The organism is Pseudomonas sp. OTU750018 (assembly GCF_011636575.1).
GTDB classification, from domain to species: Bacteria; Pseudomonadota; Gammaproteobacteria; order Pseudomonadales; family Pseudomonadaceae; genus Aquipseudomonas; species Aquipseudomonas peli.
The window spans coordinates 1,346,037-1,369,099 of sequence record NZ_JAAPAU010000002.1; the positions used below are offsets into that span (position 1 = coordinate 1,346,037).

Genomic DNA, 23,063 nt, shown 5'->3' on the forward strand with positions numbered 1-23,063 from the left:
TAAAAAGCCCCGCAACTGCGGGGCTTTTTTATTTTTGGGGTACGTCAGGCGGACTGAGCTGACCACTGCTGCAACCGCACCACGCTCTCGCGGTAAGGCTTGAGGCTCATGCTCAGCAGCACAATCGAACTGAACACGGCAATGCTGGTGACGATCAGCAGCGAGTAACGCAGCGCCATGTCATCGGCAAACACATAGTCGGTCACCAGCGCCACCGCCGTCGGGCCGATGCCCAAGCCGATCAGGGTGATGACAAACAGGTAGATTGCCGAGGCTTGGCCGCGCATCGAGTTGGGCATAATTTCCTGAATCGCAGCTGGTGCGACGCCAAATGGCATGCTCAGGAAGAACACCGTCGGCGCTGTCAGAACCGCCGCCCATAGCGCCGTTTCCATAAGCGGGAAGGCCAGCACAAAAGGCACCGCGCCAACGGCCGCATACAGGCCGACGCGCATATTGGCGTCGCTGCTGCCGCGCTTGGCCATCCAGTCCGCCAGACGGCCACCGAAAACAATGCCCAAACAACCGAACACCGCCACGATGCTGCCGTAAACAATACCGACCTGGCCGGCATCCCAACCGTACGTACGAATAAAGAAAGTCGGAATCCAGGCTGCGCTGCCATAACCGGCAAACGCCAGGCCGGCAAAGCCGAAGTTGTGGCAGAGCACGGTACGCCGGTTGGCGCGGATATACCGGCCAACATCCGCCAGCGGTACCGCGACACCAGCCCCGACGCCCCGACGTGCAGGCTCCTTGACCGCCAGCAGGAGCAGGGTGAAAAGAATCCCCGCGCCGCCAAGAATCAGAAAGATCAATTGCCAAGGCCGTACTTCACCCAATACCGGCAGCACCACATCGCCTTGAGCCGAGGCGAACTGAATCACCAGACCACCGAGCAGAAAGGCCAGCCCGGAACCGAGGTAAACCCCCATGGAATATACGCTGATGGCGGTAGCGCGGCGTTCAGCCGGAAAACTGTCGGCAATCAGCGAGTAGGCCGCTGGCGACAACGCCGCCTCGCCAACGCCCACGCCAATGCGGCAGAGCAGAAATTGCCAGTACAGCTTGGCCATGCCGCAGGCGGCGGTGGCGGCACTCCAGAACAGCACGCCAAAAGCAATCAAGCCACGACGGCTCTTGGTATCGGCCAGACGGCCCAGGGGAATCCCGCAAACGGTGTAGAACAACGCAAAGGACAGGCCCATCAACAGGCTCATCTGCGTGTCGCTGATCATCAGGTCACGGCGGATTGGGCCGACCAGCAGATTGAGAATCTGCCGGTCGATAAACGACAGCACATACGCCACCATCAGGATGGCGACAGTCACCCAGGCACGGGTGGAAGAGGGATAGCCGTTATTGTTGTTGAGCACTGGCAGTCTCCTCGGCACCGTTGGTGCGGTGCACGACGGTTGAAAGAACTGCCAGCTTAGGCTGAGTTGCAGGGCGCTGAGTATCGCTCGTAGGTGTTATTAGCCAGGCGAATGCGCAGCATCCTTTCGGGCGAATAACCGTCACAGCATATTTCTCTAGAGCTGAAGCGGTGCACGCTCGCTGAGGGTTTTAAGGGCAGTGACCCAGCTGGGATGATCATTCAGACACGACACCAGCTGCAGGCTTTCGCCGCCAGCCTCAACAAACTGCTCGCGGCCACGATCGCCGATTTCCTCCAGAGTTTCGATGCAGTCGGCGACAAAGGCCGGGCACATCACCAGCAACTTCTTCACGCCCTGCTTGGCCAACTCATCGAGACGTGCCTCGGTGTAGGGTTCGATCCATTTGGCGCGGCCCAAGCGCGACTGAAACGACACCGACCACTGTTCAGGTTTAAGCCCCATGCGCTGGGCAAATAGCTCGGCGCTGCGCAGGCACTGAGCGCGGTAACAACTGGCCAACACCTCAGGTGAGGCCATACGGCAGCAGTCGTCGCCCTTCAGGCAATGGCCAGTGGCGTCCAGCTTGTGCAAGTGCCGCTCCGGCAGGCCGTGAAAGCTTAGGAGCAAATGGTCAAAGTCCTGCTCCAGATAGGGCTTGGCGCTATCCACCAAGGCATCCAGGTATTCCGGCTGATCGTAGAACGGCGGCAGGATGGAAAAGCGAATCGGCAGCTGCTGCTCACGCACCACACGCTTGGCTTCTTCGATCACCGTGGTGGTGGTGCTGTCAGCAAACTGCGGGTACAGCGGCGCCAACGTGACCTGCTTGATGCCCTGAGCAGCCAGGCGAGTCAGCACGGTTTGCAGCGACGGCTCGCCATAACGCATGGCCAGCTCCACCGGACCGTGGGTCCAGGACGCCTTCATCGCCTGATGCAGGCGCTTGCTCAGCACCACTAACGGCGAGCCGTCTTCCCACCAGATCGAGGCATAAGCATGCGCCGAGGCGGCTGGACGCTTGATCAGAATCAGCGAAACCAGCAGCCTCCGCAGCGGCCAAGGCAGGTCAATGACATAGGGGTCCATCAGGAACTGGTTGAGGTAACGACGCACGTCGGCCACATCAGTGGAGGCCGGCGAGCCCAGGTTTACCAACAGCAAGGCGTGATCGGTCATGCAAAGTCCTAATCAGTGGTGGCCGAGCAAATCTGCCAGGGCCACATCCAAATGAGTAAAACGAAAACTGAAGCCAGCCTCCTGCAAGCGCGTCGGCATCGCGCGCTGGCCACCGAGCAGCAGCACCGACAGCTCACCCAGCAGCATGCGCAGGGCAAATGCAGGGGCCGGCATAAAGGCCGGGCGATGCAGCTCGCGGCCTAGGGCCTGGCTGAAGGCGCGGTTACGCTCCGGCGTCGGCGCGCAGGCATTATAAGGACCGCGCGCAGAGTCCTGCTGCAGGAGAAAATCAATCAGGGCGATTTGGTCGCTGAGATGTATCCACGGCATCCACTGCCGGCCATTGCCGAGCGGGCCACCCAGGCCAAGCTTGAACGGCAACAGCAGGCGCTTGAGCAGCCCGCCGTCAGCAGCCAGCACCAGCCCCGTGCGCAGCAACACCACACGGATGCCTAAGTCCTCAGCGCGCAGGGCGGTTTCTTCCCAGGCACCGCACAGTTGGGCGGCGAAATCCTTGCTGACGGGCGGCGAATCTTCATGCAATTCACGCTCGCCACCGTCGCCATACCAGCCAACTGCCGAACCGGACAACAACACCTGCGGCTTGTGCGCGCGGCTTTCCAGCCAGGCCAGCAATTGTTCGGTCAGGCCAATCCGGCTGGCCCATAGCAGTGCCTTGCGTTTACGCGTCCAGGGCCGGTCGGCAATCGGTGCGCCGGCCAGGTTGACCACGGCATCCAGCGGTTCTTCACCCAGTTCTTCGAGCCGACCAATACCGCGCACCGCGTTCCCGCAGAGCGCCGCGACCTGCTCGGGCCTTCGGCTCCACACCGTCAGCTGGTGGCCTTGCTGCAACCAGTGTCGGCACAGCGCCTGCCCGATCAAACCGGTCCCGCCCGTCAGAAGAATGTGCATAGAAATGCCCTCGTATGACCGTGCTCAATAGGTGACCACCGACGGATTAATCGCGTTTGTGGCTTCAATCCGGCTGCAGGTTGTCTTAACTATAGAAAGGCAGGATCGACTTTGGCATAGCTTATACACAAAAACGATATTGTATAGCTTTTGTCTAAAGCGTAGCCTAACGCTTGAAAACACGAGGTAGACCATGACCGCTCTTCACCCCATCGCCATCATCGGCACCGGCATCGCCGGGCTGTCTGCCGCGCAGGCGCTGCATGCCGCCGGGCACCCCGTACAACTGTTCGACAAGAGCCGCGGCAGCGGTGGCCGTATGGCCAGTAAGCGTAGCGATGCCGGCGCACTGGACTTGGGCGCGCAGTACTTCACCGCCCGCGACCGCCGGTTTGTCGAGCTGGTGCAGCAGTGGCAAGCGCGTGGCTGGGTCGCCGAGTGGACCCCCAGTCTCTACAACTTCAACAACGGCCAGCTCAGCGCCTCGCCGGATGAACAAGTGCGCTGGGTCGGCAGCCCACGCATGAGTGCAATTACTCGCGCAATGCTTGGCGCCTTGCCAGTGGCCTTCTCCTGCCGCATTACCGAAGTATTCCGCGGCGAACAGCATTGGCATCTGCAGGACGCCGAAGGCAACAGCCATGGACCGTTCAGCCATGTAATCGTCGCCACCCCCGCGCCTCAGGCCACAGCGCTGCTGTCGAGCGCGCCGAAATTGGCTGGCGCGGCGGCCAGCGTGGCCATGGACCCAACCTGGGCAGTGGCCCTGGCCTTCGACACCCCGCTGGAAACCCGCGTCGAAGGCTGCTTCGTGCAAGACAGCCCGCTCGACTGGTTGGCACGTAACCGCAGCAAACCCAGCCGCGACACCCATCTCGACACCTGGGTGCTGCACGCCACCAGCCAGTGGACCAAACAGCACCTGGATCTGCCCAAGGAAGCCGTCACCGAACACTTGCTAGGCGCCTTCGCCGAGTTGATCGGCTGCGCCGTGCCCGCCCCCGCCTTTAGCCTGGCGCACCGCTGGCTTTATGCGCGCCCAGCCAGCGCGCACCAGTGGGGCGTACTGGCCGATGCTGACCTGGGCATTTATGCCTGCGGCGACTGGTGCCTGTCCGGCCGGGTTGAAGGCGCCTGGCTCAGCGGCCAGGAAGCTGCCCGCCGCCTGCTTGAGCACCTGCAATGACCCCTCACGCGCACAATGCACCGGCGAAGCACCGGCTCAATCCGCGCAAGCTGCTGTTGTCGAAATGGACAGCGGTGCTGCCGCAGAACCGTGAGAAGCACTTTCTTGTCACCGAGCTTTTCTGCGACGAGGAGGGCACGGTGCTGCAGATAGAACTGCAAGCGGTGCTCAATCAACGCTGTCAACGGCTGGACTGGCGCGTGTTGGAAAACCCCGAACACTGGCGCATGGGCTGGACGTAACAGCCTTACACACAAAACCCTACAGTAGTTGTACAAAGATATTGACTTGTACAATTACAAACCTATGATGAAGACAAGTTGTACATCCAACAGGATCTGTACAAGTCGCACATCAGAGGTTGCCCATGAGCCCATCACCACACGCCACTGGCAAACCCAAACTGGGCATTAGCGCTTGCCTGCTCGGCACCGAGGTACGCTACAACGGCGGCCACAAGGAATCACGCCTGTGCAGCCGCACGCTCAGTGAGTACTTCGACTTTGCCCCGCTCTGCCCAGAAGTGGCGATCGGCATGGGCGTACCCCGCGAGCCCATCCGCCTGGTCGGTGATCCTCAGGCGCCACGCGCCGTGGGCACGGTCAGTCGTGAGGTGGATGTCACCGCACCGCTGGCTGCCTACGGTGAACGCATGGCCGGTGAGTTGACCGATATCTGCGGCTACATCTTTATGCAGCAGTCGCCGTCTTGCGGCTTGCACCGGGTCAAGGTTTACCAGGAAAACGGTCGCCCCAGTGAACCGGGGCGCGGCATCTTTGCCCAGGCATTTTGTGCGCGGCACCCTAACCTGCCGGTGGAAGAAGATGGTCGCCTGAATGATCCAATCCTGCGCGAGAATTTCATCACACGCGTGTTTGCTTACTCCGAATGGCAACAGCTGTTACGCGATGGCCTGACGCGCAAAAGCCTGATCGACTTCCACTCGCGCTACAAATACCTGCTTATGGCCACCAACCCGGTGCAGTACAAACACCTGGGTCGCATGCTCGGCAACCTTGGCCAGCAAGACCTCAATGAACTGGCACCGCGCTACTTCAGCGATTTGATGAGCGCTCTGAAAAGCTGCGCCACCCGCCGCACCCACAGCAACGTGCTGCAGCACCTCAGTGGCTACCTCAAGCAATCACTGAGCAGCGACGAAAAGCAGGAAATGCAGCAGCTGATCGGTCAATACCGTCATGGCGTCGTGCCGCTGGTAGTGCCCATGACCCTGCTCAAGCACCACTTCCGTCGCCATCCTGATACCTATATTGCGCAGCAGGTGTACCTGCAGCCACACCCGGAAAACCTCAGCCTGCGTAATGCGCTATGAGCCTTGAACCCATGAATGACGGCGCAGCCGCCGACGACTACCAGGCGGCCATTGCCCAAGGCTTTATGCCGATCCGCGATGTGGCGCGTATCACCGGTGTTAACGCCGTTACCTTACGTGCCTGGGAGCGGCGCTATGGCCTGATCGTGCCGCACCGCACTCCCAAAGGGCATCGCCTGTATGCCGATGAGCACGTCACACGCATCCAGGCGATTCTGACCTGGCTGAATCGTGGCGTGTCGGTCAGCCAAGTCAAAGGCTTGCTACGCGCTGGCCAACCGGCGTTTGCCGAGGCCAGCTCGCAATGGGACGCGCGGCGCCAGCAGCTGCAGGAAGCGATCTGCAACCTCAACGAGCGCCGCCTGGACGACTGTTTCAACAGCGAGTTGGCGCTGTATCCGCCCCATACCCTATGCCAACAGCTGCTTCTGCCGTTGTTTGAGGAACTGGAACTGCGTTGGCGCAACCAGTTCGGCGCACAGGCCGAGCGCGTGTTTTTCTATTCCTGGCTGCGCAGCAAACTTGGCGCGCGCCTGTACCACAACAACCGCCAGTACAACGGCGCGTCGCTGTTGCTGATCAACGTCTCTGACCTGCCGATGGCCCCTGGCCTGTGGCTGACCGCCTGGCTGGCAAGCAGCGCCGGCTGCCCAGTAGAGGTCTTTGACTGGCCACTGCCACCCACCGAACTTGCCCTGGCGGTTGAGCACATTCAACCGCGTGCGGTGTTGCTGTATTCCAGTCAGGCGCTGAACAGTACCCACCTGCAACGCCTGCTCGGCGGTTACGACTGCCCCTGCTTGCTGGTCGGCCAGGTGGTACAGATTCACGCCGAGGAGCTGGTGGCGATCACCGCGCAGAATGCTGAGCTGAGCCTGGCAGCGGACCCTCTGGCTGCACTGCACAGCCTTACCGATCTCAACCTGCTGCACAGCTGATGGGAAATACCATGCTGCAACTGATGTGGTTTCGTACCGACCTGCGCGTGCAGGACAACAGCGCCCTGGCCGCCGCCATGAGCAGTGGGCCAACCGTGGCGCTGTTCCTGATCAGCCCCAGCCAATGGCTGGCGCACGATGACGCACCGAGCAAAGTCGACTTCTGGCTGCGCAACCTAAACGAACTGGCCACCGAGCTGAGCAAACTCAATGTGCCATTGCTGGTGCGTGAGGCTGACGACTGGAGTGCCGCGCCGCAGGTGATCGGTGAACTGTGCCAACAGCTGCAAATTGGCAGCGTGCAGGTCAATGAAGAGTACGGCGTGCATGAAAGCCGCCGCGATCAGGCCGTAGCGAAGACGCTTGATGGCTTGGGTATAAATTTCCGCAGCCACCTGGATCAACTGTTCTTTAAGCCTGGCAGTGTACTGACCAAATCCGGTGGCTACTTCCAGGTGTACAGCCAGTTCCGCAAGGTCTGCTATCAACGCCTGCACACGGCCCTGCCGGCACTGGTCGCCACGCCCAAGGCGCAGGCGCCGCTGGCGATCCAACAGGATGCGATCCCTGAGCACGTTACCGGCTTCGCCCTGCCCCCGACGGCCTTGCGTGACCTATGGCCCGCCGGAGAAGCCGAGGCCGCGCGGCGTCTGGATGCGTTTGCCGCGCAGCAGATCGACTTCTACCAAAGCGCCCGCGACTTCCCCGCACAGCCCGGCACCAGCCAGCTGTCCGCTTACCTGGCTGCTGGCGTAATCTCGCCACGCCAATGCCTGCATGCAGCCTTGCAGGTTAATCAGGGCGAGTTCGACAGCGGCAACGTGGGGGTGATTACCTGGATCAACGAACTGCTCTGGCGCGAGTTCTACAAGCACATCCTGGTGGGCTACCCGCGCGTGTCCATGCACCGAGCCTTCCGCCCGGAAACCGAGGCCGTAGCCTGGCGTGATGCACCGCTGGAGCTGAAAGCCTGGCAGGAAGGGCGCACCGGCTTTCCGATCATTGATGCAGCCATGCGCCAACTATTGGCTACTGGCTGGATGCACAACCGCCTGCGTATGATCGTGGCCATGTTTCTCACCAAAAACCTGCTGATCGACTGGCGCGAGGGCGAGCGATTCTTTATGCGCCACCTGATTGACGGCGACCTGGCGGCCAATAACGGCGGCTGGCAATGGAGCTCCTCCACCGGCACCGATTCGGCGCCGTATTTCCGCATCTTCAACCCGCTGAGCCAGTCACAGAAATTCGATCCAGATGGCCGCTTTATCCGCCAATGGCTGCCTGAGCTGGTGGGGCTTAATAAAACCAATATCCACAACCCTGCTGGGATGGGCGGTTTGTTTGGTATCGCCGACTATTCGACGCCAATTGTCGACCTGAGCAAGAGCCGCGCGCGCGCGCTGGCCGCATTCAAAAGCCTGCCGCACTTTGCCGGCGAGGAGGCCCTGTGAGCGACTTTCTGCGTCAGTTCGCCCAAGACTTTGCCGGGCTGAACAAAGACAATCTCGATCGGCTGGGCCAGCTGTACAGCGACGACGCGCTGTTCTGCGACCCGCTGCATGAGGTGCGCGGCCTGGCCAATATGCAGCGTTACTTCGGCGACATGTACGCTAACGTCAGCGAACTGCGCTTTGACTTCTACGGTTTTGACCAGGTGCGCGACGGTGAAGGCTACCTGCGCTGGACCATGAGTTACCGCCACCCACGCCTCGCTGGCGGCCAACTGATCCGCGTGGAAGGTTGCTCGCACCTGCTGTGGCAGGACAAGGTCTATCGTCACCGTGACTATTTCGACGCCGGCAGCCTGCTCTACGAGCATCTGCCCTTACTCGGCTCGGCAATTCGCTGGCTGAAACGGAGGTTGGCATGAACGCGAACGCACGGCGCATCTGGCTCACCGGCGCCAGCAGTGGCATCGGCGCCGCACTGGCAGAACAACTGCTCGAACAAGGCCACCGCCTCGCTCTCAGTGCGCGCAGCCTTGAGCCTTTGCAGGCACTGGCCAAGCGCTATCCGCAGCAAGTACTGGTGGTGGCCGGCGACCTCAGCGATGCCGCGCAAGTACGCGCCATCGGCGAGCACATTGCCCAGGTATGGGGGGCGCTGGACTGCGCCATCCTTAATGCCGGCACCTGCGAATATGTCGAGGTCAGCGCCTTCGAGGCGGCGATGGTCGAACGCGTGATGCGCGCCAACCTGCTCTCGGCCAGTTACTGCATCGAAGCCGCCCTGCCCTTGTTGCGCCTGGGTAACCGCGCTCAGCTGGTAGGGGTGGGCAGCTCGGTGACGTTCATGCCACTGCCACGTGCAGAAGCCTACGGTGCCTCCAAGGCCGCCATGCGCTACCTGATGGAAGCGTTGCGCATCGACCTGCACGCCGAGCACATAGCCGTCACCCTAGTCAGCCCCGGGTTTGTCGACACCCCGCTGACGCAGAAAAACGATTTCCCCATGCCGATGCGCTGGCCGGTTGAAAAAGCCGCCCGCTATATCGCCGAGCGCCTGCACCAGCAGCCGTTTGAAATCAATTTCCCGGGCCCGTTTATCGCCATGCTCAAACTGCTGGGCCATTTGCCCAAGCGTGTGCAGGTGGCCATCGGCGCCCGTATGGCCCGCACTGAAGCCAAGACTAAGGACAGCCAATGAAGATCGCCATTATCGGCAGCGGTATCGCCGGTTTGACCAGCGCTTACCTGCTCAACCGTAACCACGCCATCACGGTGTTTGAAGCCAGTGACTGGATTGGCGGTCACACCCATACCGTGGACGTACAAGTCGATGGCCAGAGCTATGCCGTGGACACTGGTTTTATCGTGTTTAACGACTGGACCTACCCCAACTTCATCCGCCTACTGAGTCAGCTCGGCGTGGGCTTCAAGGCTACCGAGATGAGCTTCTCGGTCAGCGACCCCATCAGCGGCGTGGAATACAACGGCCACAACCTCAACAGCCTGTTCGCTCAGCGTCGTAACCTGCTGTCGCCGAAATTCTGGGGCATGGTGCGCGACATCCTGCGCTTCAACCGCGAGGCGCTGAACGACCTTAATCAGCAACGTATCGCCAGTGACATGACCCTGGGCGATTACCTCAAGGCCAATGGCTACAGCGAGCGCTTTATCCAGCATTACATCGTGCCGATGGGCGCCGCGATCTGGTCGATGTCGCTGAATGACATGCTCGGTTTCCCGCTGCAGTTCTTTGTGCGCTTCTTCAAAAACCACGGTTTGCTATCTGTCAGCGACCGCCCGCAGTGGTGCGTGATCGAAGGCGGCTCCAGCAGCTATGTGGCGCCGTTGACCGCATCGTTCAAGCAACACATCCGCCTGAACTGCGCAGTCACCCGGGTTGAACGCGATGGCGACGGTGTGACCGTGCACAGCGCTGCCGGCAGCGAGCGGTTCGACAAAGTGGTGTTTGCCTGCCACAGCGACCAGGCACTGGCGTTGCTGGCTGCACCGACACCGACCGAACAGGCCATCCTCGGTGCGCTGCCCTATGCCGACAACGACGTGGTGCTGCACACCGACACCCGCCTGTTGCCGAAACGGCCACTGGCCTGGGCCAGCTGGAACTACCGCCTCGGCGGCCCAGTGGATCAGCCAGCCGCCGTCACCTATGACATGAACATCCTGCAAGGTATCCAGAGCGACACCACCTTCTGCGTCAGCCTGAACCAGACCGCCGCCATCGACCCAAGCAAAATCCTGGCGCGCTACACCTACGCCCACCCGCAATACAGCCTGGCCGGCATGGCCGCACAGGCGCGCTGGGAAGAGCTGCTCGGTGCCAACCACAGCTACTTTTGCGGTGCTTACTGGGCCAATGGTTTCCACGAAGATGGCGTGGTCAGTGCGCTTCGCGTGGCTCGTGAATTCGGCGAAGCACTCTAGTGAACAGCACCACGGCACTGAACAGCGCCCTGTACAGCGGCTGGGTGCAGCACCGGCGCTTTGCCCCGCGGCTGCATAACTTCCGCTATCGTATGGGCCTGCTCTACCTCGACCTGAGTGAGCAGGAGGCCGTGCTTGCGCTGTCGCCCTTGGCCGGGCGCGGTCGCTTTGCGCCCTTTGCCTTTCGCGAAACTGACTACTTGCCGCAGTTCACCGGTGCTGGTGCCAGCCTCATCGACGCCGTGCGCCAACGCGTCACTGAAGCGCTGGGCCGCACGCCCCTAGGCCGCATTTGCCTGCTAACCCAGCCGCGCAGTTGGGGGTTGAGTTTCAACCCGGCGAGTTTTTTCTACTGCCATGAAGCCGATGGCCGCCTGGCAGCGATTCTCTGCGAAGTGAGCAACACGCCCTTCCGTGAGCGTTATCACTACGTGCTGCCGGCCGAGGGTGAGGGGCACCTGCATGTTGCTGTGGCCAAGGCGTTTCACGTCTCGCCCTTTCTGCCGCGCGAGCTGGAATACCGCATGAGTTTCAGCCCGGCCGGTGAGCGCTTGGGCATTCATATGGCCGACTGGCAAGGCGAGGAAAAACTCTTCGACGCCAGCCTCAGCCTGCAACGCACTGAACTCAACCGCGCCAGCCTGCACCGCTATTTGCTGCACTTTCCCTGGATGACTGGCAAGACCGTGGCCGCCATTTACTGGCAAGCCCTGCGTCTGCTGCTCAAACGTATTCCCCTGTTCACCCACCGGGCCGCTGAAGGTGATTTCCGCGTCGCCCGCCCCGCATCAAAGGACGCCCTCCATGAAAAGCTCTAGCCTGACCTCCGCCAAACATGTGGTGCGTGCCGGCAGCGGCATTGGTGCCAGCCTGCTGCGCCGTGCGGTACTGCGCCAGCTGAAACAACTGCGCCATGGCCAGCTGGTGATCGTTGAAGGTGATGAACGCATGGAATTCGGCGATGCCCATTCCAGCCTCAGTGCCGAGATCCAGGTGCAGGATGGTGCGGTTTGGGGGTTGGTGGCCGGCAATGGCTCGATCGGCTCGGGTGAGGCCTATATCCACGGTTACTGGACCACTCCGGACCTGACCGCGGTGATCCGTGTATTCGTCAGCAACCTCGACGTCCTCGACGCCATGGAAAGCGGCCTGGCTCAGCTGGGTCGTCCGCTGATCCAGGGCCTGCACTGGCTCAACCGCAATACCCGCAAGGGCTCGCGCAAGAACATCTCGGCGCATTACGACCTGGGTAACGACCTGTTCGAGCAGTTCCTCGACCCGACCATGATGTATTCGGCGGCCATGTTTCGCAGCGCCGATGACAGCCTTGAGCAGGCGCAACTGAACAAGCTAGAGCGTATCTGCCAGAAGCTTGCCCTCAAGCCCAGCGACCACCTGCTGGAAATCGGCACGGGCTGGGGCAGCATGGCGATCTACGCCGCGACCCATTACGGCTGCAAGGTGACCACCACCACCTTATCGCGTGAGCAGTACGCCTACACCGAACGACGCATTCAGGAGCAAGGCCTGCAAGGGCAGATCACGCTGCTACTAGAGGATTACCGCGACCTGAGCGGGCAGTTCGATAAGCTGGTGTCGATCGAGATGATCGAGGCCGTTGGCCATCGTTTCCTGCCCACCTACTTCCAGCAATGCGCCAACCTGCTCAAGCCCGACGGCCTGATGCTGCTGCAGGCCATCACCATCCGTGACCAGCGCTATGAGCAGGCGAAAAACGCGGTGGACTTCATTCAACGCTACATCTTCCCCGGTGGTGCCTTGCCGTCGGTGAATAAAATGCTGGAAATCATCAGCGCCAAAACCGACATGAACCTGCACCACATGGAAGATTTCGGCCTGCACTATGCGCGCACCCTGCGCATCTGGCACGACAACCTGCGCCAGGCACGGCACAAGCTGGAGCAGCAGGGTTATGACGACTACTTCTTCCGCCTGTGGGAGTTCTACCTGTGCTACTGCGAGGGCGGCTTTATCGAGCGCACCATCGGCACCGCACAGCTGTTGCTGGCCAAGCCGGCGGCACGTCCAGCTCCGCTACTGGGAAACTTCAATGCCTAAATTGATTGTCAACACCCTGCTATTTCAGCTTGGCTGGTTTGCCTGCGTCTTCGGCGGCGACAGCCTGTGGCTGCTGAGTGTGGCAGCGATGCTGGCGGTGCACCTGCTGTGGACCAGCAGCTGGGCAGCAGAAGGCAAGCTGGTGATCACGGTGTTTCTCGCTGGCAGCGCGCTGGACAGCTTCCTGCTCAACCTCGGTGTGTTCGATTTCGGCGAGCCGCGCACATTGATCCCGCTGTGGCTGGCCAGCCTGTGGCTGCTGATGGCCACCACGCTCAACCACTGCCTGGCCTGGACCGCGCAACCCTGGTGGCGCGGCAGCCTGCTCGGTGCGATTGGCGCACCGCTGTCCTACTACGGCGGCGCTCAGATCGCCGGCGTCAGCCTGCCCTACGGCACCTGGCAAAGCCTGCTGCTGATCGGCGCGATCTGGGCCGTGGTGATGCCCGTGCTGCATGGCTTCGCCAAACTTTATCGCAGCCAGTACGAACAGAGCCTGCGCACACGCCAGTCGGCGTAGCCGGCAAGCGCTACAAAACGCCGACGGACAACGCCCTACGTCGGCCTTAAGCGCCGGCGTAATGCTGATGGCGTACACTGCCCGGCATGAGTCAACACATCCCGCATACCCAACTCGCCGACGAGCCGGCCGTCAGCTGCAGCAACTGCGCGGCCTGCTGCTGCCAGCTGGAAGTCATGCTAATCACCGAAACCGGCGTGCCGCCCCGCTATATCGACACCGATGACTGGGGCGGCGAAGTCATGCTGCGCCTGGACGACGGCTGGTGCGCCGCACTGGACCGCGACAGCATGCGCTGCACCATTTACGAAGTGCGCCCACTGATCTGCCGCGAATTCGAAACCGCCTCCCCCGAATGCCTGGACGAGCGCAAGGGCATGAGCAGCATCTACCGCTGAGTGCGCGGTTTACTGCAGGCACAAAATATCGTCAGGAACGTTTTTAACGTCGCACAGCGATGGCCCCGAAGGGGTGCCCGCCATGGGCGGCAGGCCAGAAAAAAGCCGGATAACAATCCGGCTTTTTAACAGTTCAAACCGCTAGAAACTCATGCGGTAATGCAGGCTATAGCTCTCAACGCCGTCGTTAGGTTGTTTAAGCCCGGCGTTGGAATAATGCAGTGCACGCACGCCGACTTCCTGCCCGGCGAAACGCACACCGAAACCGATGCGGTCTTCAAACTGGAAGGACGAGCCCAGGTCGTTGTCTTCCAGCTCGGTGCTGCTGAACGCAGCAATGCCAATACCGGCCTCGATATAGGGTTTGACGCGCTCGCCAGCAAACTCGTAGACGAACACCGGACTGAGCGAAAGGCTGTGGTTGCTGGAGGCTTCGTCACCGTCCCAGTAGGTGTACGCCGCATCCCAGTAACCGGTCAGACGACCGACATCACTGACAAACCAGCTCTGGTTGAAATCGAACTGGGTGCCCAGGCGGTAGGTCATGGTCGAGTCGCCCGTCTGGCCAACCGCCACACTCAGATCCATCGCCTGCACTGCACTGACTTGCCCCCAAGTCAAGGCTGCCAACGCAGCCAGAGTCATGACTTTTCTCATGGTAATAATCCTTATCCACCCAAGTAGAAGCTTGCTGACGCTGCTTGAGAGTATAGAAATCTTTAGCTACAGAGAAAGCCGACTCATGGCTAAACCGTGCCAGGCAGACCGCTGACCAGCGCCGCATCGCCCCACAGCAGCGGCAACACCCGCTGCATGGCCGCTGGATCACCACTCGACCAGAACTGCGCAGGCTGCGCCGGACCGCTGGCGAGCAGATCATGGCTGGTCAGCAGGCGCTGGACTTGCCGCGCCACCGCCGCGCCCGTGTCGATCAGGCTGATCGAATCTGGCACCAGGCTGCGCAGCAGCGGTTTGATAAAGGGGTAATGGGTGCAGCCGAGAATCAGCGTGTCACAGCCTTCAGCCAGTAGCGGCGCGACAAAACCCTGCAGCAGCTCGCGGGTGGCAAGGCTATCCAGCTCGCCGGCCTCGATACGCTCGACCAACCCCGGACAAGGCTGGGTAATCACCCGCACATCGCTGGCAAAACGGTCGAGCAAGGCGGCGAACTTGGCGCTTTTTAGCGTGCCTGTGGTGGCCAGCACACCGACCACGCCACTCTGCGTGGCGGCAGCTGCAGGTTTGACCGCCGGCTCCATGCCCACCAACGGCAGCTGCGGATACAGCTCACGCAACTCGGCCACTCCCGCCACCGTGGCAGTGTTGCAGGCCAGCACCAGCGCCTTGGCGCCCTGGGCAAGCAGAAACTCGGCCAGCACCCGGCAGCGCTCGCGAATAAATTCCGGGCTCTTCTCGCCGTAGGGCACATGGCCGCTGTCGGCCACATAGAGCAGCGACTCATTCGGCAGCAACGCGCGAATCTCGCCCAGCACCGACAGGCCGCCGACGCCGGAGTCGAACACACCAATCGGCGCGTTACTCACCGCTGGCCACTCCACACACGCTGCAGCCCGGATCGCGTTTGACCCGCAGCTCGCGGAAACGGCTACCAAGCGCATCGATCAGCAGCAGACGCCCTACCAGCGGCTCGCCAAATTGCGCCAGCAGCTTCAAGGCTTCCAGCGCCTGCAAACTACCGACCAGGCCGACCAACGGGCCAACCACGCCGGCTTCGCTGCAGGTCAGCTCGGCTTCGCTGCCATGGCCATAGATGCAGTGGTAGCAGGGACTGTCATCGCGCCGCGGATCGAAGACCGAGAGCTGGCCTTCCAGACGAATCGCCGCGCCACTGACCAGCGGCACCTTGGCCGCCACACACGCGGCGTTGACCGCCTCGCGGGTGCTGAAGTTGTCCGAGCAATCCAGCACCAGATCGACTGCCGCCACCGCTGCGGCCAGCGAATCGCTGTCCAGGCCCTGCCGATGGGCTTGCAATCGCAGCTGCGGGTTGATCGCCAGCAGGCGCTTGCTCGCCGAGTCGACCTTGCTCAGGCCGATGCTCGCTGTGTCGTGGACGATCTGCCGCTGCAGGTTGGTCAGGTCGACCGTATCAAAGTCCGCCAGATGCAACTCACCGACCCCAGCGGCGGCCAGGTAAAGCGCCACCGGCGAACCCAGGCCGCCGAGGCCGATAATCAGCGCACGGCTGTTTTTCAGGCGCAGCTGGCCGGCGATATCGATCTGTTGCAGGAGAATCTGCCGGCTATAGCGCAGCAACTCCTCGTCATTCAGCATGTCCTGCGCACTCATGGCGTCACTCATTATCGAAGCGTCCCAGACTGATGCGCTCATGGCCACCCAGGTCACGCCGGCTTTCCACCGCGCTAAACCCGCGCGCGCTGAGTAGCTCGCGCACCGCCGCTGCCTGATCAAAGCCATGCTCCAGTAACAGCCAGCCACCCGCTTCAAGATACTCCGGCGCCTGTGCAATGATCAGGCGAATATCGTCCAGCCCATCCGCACCCGCCACCAGCGCGCTGCTCGGCTCGAAGCGCACATCGCCTTCGGCCAGGTGGCGATCATCGGCGGCGATATACGGCGGGTTGCTGACAATCAGCTGATAACGCTGACCAGCAAGGGCGCTAAACCAGTGGCTTTCAATAAAGCTGGCATTGTTCAGGCCGAGCCGCGCTCGGTTGCGTTCGGCCAGGGCCACCGCCTCCGCCACGCGATCAACCCCGGTTAGTCGCCAGGCCGGGCGCTCGCTGGCCAAGGCCAGAGCAATCGCACCGGTGCCGGTGCCGAGATCAAGCAGCGCAGCAGGCGTAGCTGGCAGCAGCGCGAGAACAGTTTCCACCAGCAGCTCGGTATCCGGGCGCGGAATCAGGGTATGCGAGGCAACTTCCAGATCCAGGCTCCAGAAACCTTGCTGACCGAGGATATAGGCCACCGGCTCGCCAGCCTGACGCCGAACGATTGCGGCCTGATAACGCTCAAGCTGCTCGGCCTCAAGTTCGCGCTCCGGCCAGGTATGCAGATAGCTGCGCGACTTACCTAGGGCGTTGGCGAGCAATAGCTCGGCGTCCAGCCTCGGGGTTGGCGAGTCGGGTAGTTCGGCGTGGCTAAGCAGGGATTCGATAGTGGCCATGGGCTTTATTTCCGTAGCCCGGATGCAATTCCGGGGCGTGCTCAAACCCGCATCAATCGCCCAGCGCGGCCAGCTGATCGGCCTGATACTCGACCAGCAGCGGCTCGATAATCGCCTCGACGCCGCCGGCAATCACTTCGTTGAGCGAATACAAGGTCAGGTTGATGCGGTGATCGGTGACCCGCCCTTGCGGGAAGTTATAGGTGCGAATGCGCTCGGAACGGTCACCGGAGCCCACCAGCAATTTGCGCGAATCGGAAATTTCCTTGTGCGCAGCTGCTTCCTGTTGGTCTTTCAATTTTGCCGCGAGCCAGGCCATGGCCTTGGCGCGGTTCTTGTGCTGCGAGCGCTCTTCCTGACATTCCACCACGGTGCCGGTGGGGATGTGGGTAATACGGATCGCCGAATCAGTGGTGTTGACGTGCTGACCACCCGCGCCGGAGCTGCGGTAAGTATCAACGCGCAGATCGGCCGGGTTGATGTCGATGGCCATCTGCTCATCCGGCTCGGGCAGCACGGCGACGGTACAGGCCGAGGTGTGGATACGGCCCTGGGATTCTGTTTCCGGCACGCGCTGCACGCGGTGCGCACCGGACTCGAATTTGAGTTTGCCGTAAACGTTGTCGCCCTCGACCCGGGCAATGACCTCTTTGTAGCCGCCATGCTCGCCTTCGCTGGCCGACAGCACTTCCACACGCCAGCCCTGCTTCTCGGCATAACGCGAGTACATACGGAACAGGTCGCCGGAGAAGATCGCCGCCTCGTCGCCACCGGTACCGGCGCGCACTTCGAGGAACACGTTACGGCCGTCATTCGGGTCTTTCGGCAGCAGCATGCGCTGCAGCGTAGCTTCCAGCTCGATCAGTTGCTCCTTGGCCTCGGCGACTTCCTCTTCGGCCATCTCGCGCATGTCCGGGTCGCTGTCTTTCAACAGTGCCTGGGCGCCTTCGAGGTCGGACTGGACTTTACGGAACGCACTGAATGCCTGGTACACAGGCTCAAGTTCGGCGTATTCCTTGGAATAGGCGCGAAACTGCGGCTGGTTGCTAATCACTTCGGCATCGCCGAGCAACGCGGTCAGCTCTTCGAAACGATCCTGCAACAGGTCGAGTTTGTTGATCAGTGACGCTTTCATTGCAGACCTTTATTTATTAGCCGAACTGCTATGGGTAGATGCAGGCGGCGCGCCCTCGTCGAGGGCAAACAGTTCTTGGGCCACGCCCAGCGCATCGACGCGGCCGTCAGCAGAGAATTTTTTCAGCTGCACACTGGGCGCATGCAGCAGCTTGTTAGTCAGACCGCGGGCCAGCAGCGCCAGTACATCCTCGGCCGAACTGCCATTGTTGAGCAGACGCAGGGCCTTGTTCAGCTCCTCATCACGCAAACGCTCAGCCTGCTGACGGTAGGCCTTAAGCACATCCACTGCCGCCAGCTCGCGCAGACGCTGCATAAAGTCGCGGGCGCCAACGCTGACCAACTCTTCGGCGGCCTGGGCCGCGCCCTGGCGGCTCTTGAGGTTCTCCGCGATCACTTCGTGCAGGTCATCGACGGTGTAGAGGTAAACGTCGTCCAACTCGCCGACTTCCGGCTCGATATCACGCGGTACGGCGATGTCGACCATAAAGATCGGCTTGTGCTTGCGCTGCTTCAGCGCCCGCTCGACCGCGCCCTTGCCGAGAATCGGCAGCTGGCTGGCAGTGGAACTGATCACGATATCGCTGTTGACCAGCTCATCAGGGATTTCCGAGAGCAGCACGGCATGCGCGCCAAATTGTTCGGCCAGGCTGCTGGCGCGTTCCAGGGTGCGATTGGCGACGACGATGCGCTTGATGCCCTGATCGTGTAGATGGCGGGCGACCAGGCTGATGGTTTCACCGGCGCCGATCAGCAGCGCCTGGCTGCGGTGCAGGTCAGCGAAAATCTGCTTGGCCAGGCTGACGGCGGCAAAAGCCACGGACACCGGGTTCTCGCCAATCGCGGTATCCGTGCGCACGGTCTTGGCGGTGCTGAAGGTGGCCTGGAACAAGCGCCCGAGCAGCGGGCCGAGGGTGCCGGCTTCCCGGGCCACAGCAAATGCCGATTTCATCTGACCGAGAATCTGCGGCTCGCCAAGCACCATGGAGTCCAGCCCCGAGGCCACGCGCATCATATGACGCACGGCTTCATCATCGGCATGGATATAGGCGCAGGCACGCAGTTCTTCGAGGCTCAAGCGATGGTAGTTGGCCAACCAGGCCAGCACTTCGTCTGCGCTCAGCTCATCCTGCTCGAGATACAGCTCACTGCGATTGCAGGTCGAAAGAATCGCCGCCTCCCGGCTGCTGGTGCGCTGACAGAGTTGCTGCAACGCCTCAACCAACTGCTCAGGAGTGAAAGCCACGCGTTCGCGGACGTCCACCGAGGCGGTCTTGTGGTTGATACCGAGGGCAATAAAGGCCATGCACGTCGCTGACAGGGAGTGGAAGCCGGCAATTGTCCTACTTCGGCAAAGCGAGAACAACCACTGCGGCCGATTGTCCCAATAGCCAGCTTTATCTCTTAATCCGCATCATTGCAGCCCATGGGCTTGCCCCAGCGCTTGTGTCATGATGCCCAAACCGCAGGTTGGCCACATACTCTTCCTATGAATAGATCCTTCGCGTTGCTGACTGCCGCTGCCTTTTTAAGTGGCTGCCAGACCTTTACCCCCTCTGCTCCGGATGGCACGCCACCGGTGGAAGAGCCCGCTGTTGTCGCCGCAGAAACACAGCCGCAGGTTTACCGCAACTTCAGCCAAGAAACCCTGCTGTCGCTGCTGGTCGCGGAACTGGCAGGCCAGCGCAACCGCTTCGACATTGCCCTGGAAAACTATGTAGAGCAGGCCAATGCCACCCAGGATGCTGGCGTCGCCGAGCGCGGCTTTCGCATAGCCGAGTACCTGGGGGCCGAACAGCCCGCGCTGGAAACCAGCCTGCTGTGGGCCAAGACCGCTCCCGAGAATATCGACGCGCAGCGCGCCGCCGCCGTGCAACTGGCACGTGCCGGCCGCTATGACGAATCCATGACCTTTATGGAGCAGGTGCTGCAGCGTCAGGGCGATACGCATTTCGACTTCCTCGCCCTATCCGCCGCTGAAACTGACCCGGACACCCGCGCCGGCCTGCTGCAAAGCTTCAACCGCCTGCAGTCAAAGTATCCGGACAACAGCCAGCTGCAATTTGGCAAAGCCCTGCTGCTGCAACAGAATGGCCAGCCGCAGGAGGCCCTGGAGCTACTGGAGCAGCAACCCAGTAAAGACCGCCCCATCGCCTCAATCCTGTTGCATGCCCGCCTACTGCAAAGCCTTGAGCGCAACGATGAGGCCCTGCCGCTGCTGGAAAAAGGCATCGAGCAATACCCGGACGACAAGCGCCTGCGCCTCACCTATGCACGTCTGCTGGTGGCCGAAGACCGCCTGGACGAAGCCAAAGGCGAGTTTGCCTCACTGCTGCAACAGAACCCTGATGATGATGACCTGCGCTTTTCGCTGGCACTGGTCTGCCTTGAAGCCAAAGCCTGGAAAGAGGCCATCGTCTATCTCGAAGAACTGGTCGAACGCGACAGCCACAGTGAAGCCGCGCATTACAACCTGGCCCGCGCCTATGAAGAACTCGGTGATACCGCCAGCGCATTGATCGAGTACGCCCTGGTCGGCCCCGGCAACGATTACCTGCCGGCCCAAGCCCGGCAGAGCGAACTGCTGTTCAAGGCACAGCGTGCTGAAGAAGCCGCCGAGCGACTGCGTCAAGCTCGCGAAAGCCAGCCTGACTACGCCATCCAGCTGTACCTGATCGAAGCCGAAGCCTGGTCCAAGCAGCAGGACACCGAACGCGCCTGGCAGCTGATCCAACAAGGATTGGAACAGTTCCCCGAAGACCTCAACTTGCTCTACACCCGCGCCATGCTCGCGGAAAAGCGCGATGATCTCGCACTGCTGGAGCGTGACCTGCGCTTTATACTCGAGCGCGAACCAGACAACGCCATGGCACTCAATGCACTGGGCTACACCCTCGCCGACCGCACCACGCGCTACGCCGAAGCCAAACAGTTGATCGAGCAGGCGCACCAACTCAACCCTGAAGACCCTGCAGTACTCGACAGCCTCGGCTGGGTGAATTACCGCCTGGGCAATTTGGATGAAGCTGAACGCCTACTGCGCAGAGCACTGCAGGAATTTCCCGACCACGAAGTCGCCGCCCACCTGGGTGAAGTGCTGTGGGCACAAGGGAAACAGAAAGAAGCGCGCAAACTCTGGCGTGAAGCCCTGAAACAACAACCCGACAGCCCAATCCTGCGCAGCACCCTGCTGCGCCTGACCGGAGCAGAGACGCTTTGATGCTTGCGCGCCACCTGATAGTTTTCAGCCTGATTACATTACTGGCAGGCTGCGCAGGCCTGACCTCCCGCGAAGCCCTTGAAGGCCAGGGCAACGCGCAAAGCTGGCAAGCGCACAAGCAACAGATCAGCGGCCTGGATGCCTGGCAGATCAATGGCAAAGTCGGTATCCGTGCACCGAAAGACTCCGGTAGCGGCACTCTTTTCTGGCTACAACGCCAAGACTATTACGACATCCGCCTGTCCGGCCCACTGGGTCGCGGTGCCGCACGTCTGACCGGCCGCCCAGGCGCCATTCAACTGGAAGTGGCCAACCAAGGCCGCTACCAGGCTGAGTCACCCGAACAACTGCTGCGCGACCAACTGGGCCTGAACCTGCCCGTTTCACACCTCTTCTGGTGGATTCGCGGCCTGCCTTCGCCAGACAGCAAAAGCCGCCTGAACCTCGACAGCCAAAGCCACCTGGCGCAATTGAGCCAAGACGGCTGGCATGTCGAGTACCTCAGCTATGCCGAGCAGAATGGTTTCTGGCTGCCGGAGCGCATCAAGCTCAGCGGCTTTGACCTGCAGGTCACCTTGGTAATCAAGGACTGGCAACCGCGCCAGCTCGGCCAATGACCACACCGGCAATACCCGCCGCTGCCAAACTGACTCTGCCGGCACCGGCCAAGCTCAACCTGATGCTGCATATCCTCGGCCGCCGCACCGACGGCTATCACGAGCTGCAAACCCTGTTTCAGTTTCTCGACTTCGGTGACGAGCTGGGCTTTGCCCTGCGCCCCGACGGTGAAATTCACCTGCATACGCCCATCGACGGCGTACCCCACGACAGCAACCTGATCGTGCGTGCCGCGCGCATGCTGCAACAGCACGCAAACTGCACCCTGGGTGCCGACATCTGGCTGGACAAGCGCCTGCCCATGGGCGGCGGCATTGGCGGCGGCAGTTCGGATGCTGCTACTACCCTACTCGGCCTCAACCATCTGTGGCAGCTGAACTATAGCGAAGACCAACTGGCTTCCCTGGGCCTCAGCCTGGGCGCAGACGTACCGGTATTCGTGCGTGGTCACGCGGCATTTGCCGAAGGCGTCGGTGAAAAGCTGCAACCGGTGACCCTGAGCGAACCCTGGTTTCTTGTCGCCATTCCGCAAGTACTTGTCAGCACAGCGGAAATTTTCTCCGACCCCGAGTTGACACGGGATACGCCGCCCATTAAAGTTCGCAGCCTTCTTGAGGGGGGTGGTCGTAATGACTGCCAGCCGGTAGTACAGAAGCGTTATCCTGAAGTACATAACGCTTTGATCTTGTTGAACAAATTTGTTCCAACTAGACTAACCGGCACTGGAGCTTGTGTGTTTGGGAGCTTCCCAAACCAGGACGATGCTGATAAAGTCGCCCGCCAACTTCCAGCCACATTGCCAAGTTTTATTGCCCAAGGCCGTAACATTTCGATGTTGCACCGCAAGCTCGAAACATTGGTCAGGAAGTGAATGTTCGCTCTTAGTAATTAAGAGCATAGAGTTGTACGGTAATAGGGGCGTCGCCAAGCGGTAAGGCACCAGGTTTTGATCCTGGCATGCGTTGGTTCGAATCCAGCCGCCCCTGCCATTTCCGCCCTGGAGCGGATAGACAACTCAAAGCATTCGGTTACACAGGATACAGGGGCGTCGCCAAGCGGTAAGGCACCAGGTTTTGATCCTGGCATGCGTTGGTTCGAATCCAGCCGCCCCTGCCATTTCTGTACT

24 protein-coding genes and 2 tRNA genes are annotated in these 23,063 nt (G+C 61.2%); 17 read left to right on the forward strand and 9 right to left on the reverse strand.

Annotated features, from left to right (window positions below; translation table 11 throughout):
• Positions 1 to 44 precede the first annotated feature (44 nt).
• The 3 genes from HCI85_RS15260 to HCI85_RS15270 form a co-directional block, all read right to left on the reverse strand.
• Positions 45 to 1,376 carry a spinster family MFS transporter gene (locus tag HCI85_RS15260; protein ID WP_167145646.1) on the reverse strand — a complete coding sequence of 444 codons (1,332 nt, stop codon included), beginning with the start codon at positions 1,374 to 1,376 and terminating at the stop codon, positions 45 to 47.
• Positions 1,377 to 1,532: 156 nt separating this feature from the next.
• On the reverse strand, positions 1,533 to 2,555 hold the full coding sequence (gene hemH / locus HCI85_RS15265) for a ferrochelatase (protein ID WP_167145647.1): 1,023 nt from the start codon (positions 2,553 to 2,555) through the stop codon (positions 1,533 to 1,535).
• Positions 2,556 to 2,567: 12 nt separating this feature from the next.
• Positions 2,568 to 3,470: a TIGR01777 family oxidoreductase gene (locus HCI85_RS15270; RefSeq protein ID WP_167145650.1), complete on the reverse strand. Its 903-nt coding sequence runs from the start codon at positions 3,468 to 3,470 to the stop codon at positions 2,568 to 2,570.
• 193 nt (positions 3,471 to 3,663) lie between these two features.
• Here HCI85_RS15270 and HCI85_RS15275 point away from each other — a divergent pair, with 193 nt between their 5' ends.
• The 12 genes from HCI85_RS15275 to HCI85_RS15330 all read left to right on the forward strand — a co-directional run bounded on the left by HCI85_RS15275 (position 3,664) and on the right by HCI85_RS15330 (position 13,817).
• Positions 3,664 to 4,656, forward strand: coding sequence for an NAD(P)/FAD-dependent oxidoreductase (locus HCI85_RS15275; RefSeq protein ID WP_167145652.1), 993 nt, complete (start codon positions 3,664 to 3,666; stop codon positions 4,654 to 4,656).
• Entirely contained in the window at positions 4,653 to 4,898 is a 246-nt protein-coding gene (locus HCI85_RS15280; RefSeq protein WP_167145654.1) for a TIGR02450 family Trp-rich protein, read from the forward strand. The genes HCI85_RS15275 and HCI85_RS15280 overlap by 4 nt, the downstream gene beginning before the upstream one ends.
• A gap of 125 nt (positions 4,899 to 5,023) precedes the next feature.
• The gene (locus HCI85_RS15285) at positions 5,024 to 5,989 is read left to right on the forward strand and encodes a YbgA family protein (RefSeq protein ID WP_090251478.1); all 966 of its coding nucleotides are present in this window, start codon (positions 5,024 to 5,026) and stop codon (positions 5,987 to 5,989) included.
• Positions 5,986 to 6,927 carry a MerR family transcriptional regulator gene (locus HCI85_RS15290; RefSeq protein ID WP_420875455.1) on the forward strand — a complete coding sequence of 314 codons (942 nt, stop codon included), beginning with the start codon at positions 5,986 to 5,988 and terminating at the stop codon, positions 6,925 to 6,927. Before HCI85_RS15285 ends, HCI85_RS15290 begins: the two co-directional genes overlap by 4 nt.
• A gap of 14 nt (positions 6,928 to 6,941) precedes the next feature.
• Positions 6,942 to 8,381, forward strand: coding sequence for a deoxyribodipyrimidine photo-lyase (gene phrB, locus HCI85_RS15295; RefSeq protein WP_167145798.1), 1,440 nt, complete (start codon positions 6,942 to 6,944; stop codon positions 8,379 to 8,381).
• A complete protein-coding gene (locus HCI85_RS15300; RefSeq protein WP_090251474.1) occupies positions 8,378 to 8,800 on the forward strand; it encodes a nuclear transport factor 2 family protein in 423 nt (140 codons plus the stop codon). Before phrB ends, HCI85_RS15300 begins: the two co-directional genes overlap by 4 nt.
• On the forward strand, positions 8,797 to 9,576 hold the full coding sequence (locus tag HCI85_RS15305; RefSeq protein ID WP_167145656.1) for an SDR family NAD(P)-dependent oxidoreductase: 780 nt from the start codon (positions 8,797 to 8,799) through the stop codon (positions 9,574 to 9,576). The genes HCI85_RS15300 and HCI85_RS15305 overlap by 4 nt, the downstream gene beginning before the upstream one ends.
• Positions 9,573 to 10,820, forward strand: a complete 1,248-nt coding sequence (locus HCI85_RS15310) for an NAD(P)/FAD-dependent oxidoreductase (RefSeq protein WP_167145658.1) — start codon at positions 9,573 to 9,575, stop codon at positions 10,818 to 10,820. Before HCI85_RS15305 ends, HCI85_RS15310 begins: the two co-directional genes overlap by 4 nt.
• Positions 10,821 to 10,837: 17 nt before the next feature.
• The gene (locus HCI85_RS15315) at positions 10,838 to 11,638 is read left to right on the forward strand and encodes a DUF1365 domain-containing protein (protein WP_167145801.1); all 801 of its coding nucleotides are present in this window, start codon (positions 10,838 to 10,840) and stop codon (positions 11,636 to 11,638) included.
• The gene (locus tag HCI85_RS15320; protein ID WP_160088322.1) at positions 11,625 to 12,899 is read left to right on the forward strand and encodes an SAM-dependent methyltransferase; all 1,275 of its coding nucleotides are present in this window, start codon (positions 11,625 to 11,627) and stop codon (positions 12,897 to 12,899) included. The genes HCI85_RS15315 and HCI85_RS15320 overlap by 14 nt, the downstream gene beginning before the upstream one ends.
• Positions 12,892 to 13,419, forward strand: a complete 528-nt coding sequence (locus HCI85_RS15325) for a DUF2878 domain-containing protein (RefSeq protein ID WP_167145660.1) — start codon at positions 12,892 to 12,894, stop codon at positions 13,417 to 13,419. The genes HCI85_RS15320 and HCI85_RS15325 overlap by 8 nt, the downstream gene beginning before the upstream one ends.
• Before the next feature lie 86 nt (positions 13,420 to 13,505).
• Positions 13,506 to 13,817, forward strand: coding sequence for a YkgJ family cysteine cluster protein (locus HCI85_RS15330; RefSeq protein WP_167145662.1), 312 nt, complete (start codon positions 13,506 to 13,508; stop codon positions 13,815 to 13,817).
• Between the two features lie 141 nt (positions 13,818 to 13,958).
• On the opposite strand, the gene HCI85_RS15335 is transcribed toward HCI85_RS15330, so the two are convergent.
• From HCI85_RS15335 to hemA, 6 genes are all read right to left on the reverse strand, one after another.
• Entirely contained in the window at positions 13,959 to 14,474 is a 516-nt protein-coding gene (locus tag HCI85_RS15335) for an acyloxyacyl hydrolase (protein WP_167145664.1), read from the reverse strand.
• An 89-nt stretch (positions 14,475 to 14,563) separates the two neighbouring features.
• Positions 14,564 to 15,361, reverse strand: coding sequence for a glutamate racemase (gene murI, locus HCI85_RS15340; RefSeq protein ID WP_241693786.1), 798 nt, complete (start codon positions 15,359 to 15,361; stop codon positions 14,564 to 14,566).
• A complete protein-coding gene (locus HCI85_RS15345; protein WP_167145803.1) occupies positions 15,354 to 16,112 on the reverse strand; it encodes a molybdopterin-synthase adenylyltransferase MoeB in 759 nt (252 codons plus the stop codon). Before HCI85_RS15345 ends, murI begins: the two co-directional genes overlap by 8 nt.
• A 19-nt stretch (positions 16,113 to 16,131) precedes the next feature.
• Positions 16,132 to 16,965 (reverse strand): peptide chain release factor N(5)-glutamine methyltransferase, encoded by an 834-nt coding sequence (prmC, locus tag HCI85_RS15350; protein WP_167145668.1) that lies wholly within the window; start codon positions 16,963 to 16,965, stop codon positions 16,132 to 16,134.
• Between the two features lie 52 nt (positions 16,966 to 17,017).
• Positions 17,018 to 18,100, reverse strand: a complete 1,083-nt coding sequence (gene prfA / locus HCI85_RS15355; RefSeq protein WP_167145670.1) for a peptide chain release factor 1 — start codon at positions 18,098 to 18,100, stop codon at positions 17,018 to 17,020.
• A 9-nt stretch (positions 18,101 to 18,109) separates the two neighbouring features.
• Positions 18,110 to 19,405, reverse strand: coding sequence for a glutamyl-tRNA reductase (gene hemA, locus HCI85_RS15360; RefSeq protein WP_090251448.1), 1,296 nt, complete (start codon positions 19,403 to 19,405; stop codon positions 18,110 to 18,112).
• 183 nt (positions 19,406 to 19,588) lie between these two features.
• Here hemA and HCI85_RS15365 point away from each other — a divergent pair, with 183 nt between their 5' ends.
• From HCI85_RS15365 to HCI85_RS15385, 5 genes are all read left to right on the forward strand, one after another.
• Positions 19,589 to 21,319, forward strand: coding sequence for a tetratricopeptide repeat protein (locus HCI85_RS15365; protein WP_167145672.1), 1,731 nt, complete (start codon positions 19,589 to 19,591; stop codon positions 21,317 to 21,319).
• Positions 21,319 to 21,936, forward strand: coding sequence for a lipoprotein insertase outer membrane protein LolB (lolB, locus tag HCI85_RS15370; RefSeq protein ID WP_090251442.1), 618 nt, complete (start codon positions 21,319 to 21,321; stop codon positions 21,934 to 21,936). The genes HCI85_RS15365 and lolB overlap by 1 nt, the downstream gene beginning before the upstream one ends.
• Complete coding sequence (gene ispE / locus HCI85_RS15375) at positions 21,933 to 22,808, forward strand: 4-(cytidine 5'-diphospho)-2-C-methyl-D-erythritol kinase (protein WP_167145674.1); 876 nt, start codon at positions 21,933 to 21,935, stop codon at positions 22,806 to 22,808. The genes lolB and ispE overlap by 4 nt, the downstream gene beginning before the upstream one ends.
• Positions 22,809 to 22,851: 43 nt before the next feature.
• Positions 22,852 to 22,926 (forward strand) — tRNA-Gln (locus tag HCI85_RS15380).
• 52 nt (positions 22,927 to 22,978) lie between these two features.
• Positions 22,979 to 23,053, forward strand: a tRNA-Gln gene (locus tag HCI85_RS15385).
• The last annotated feature ends 10 nt before the right edge of the window (positions 23,054 to 23,063 follow it).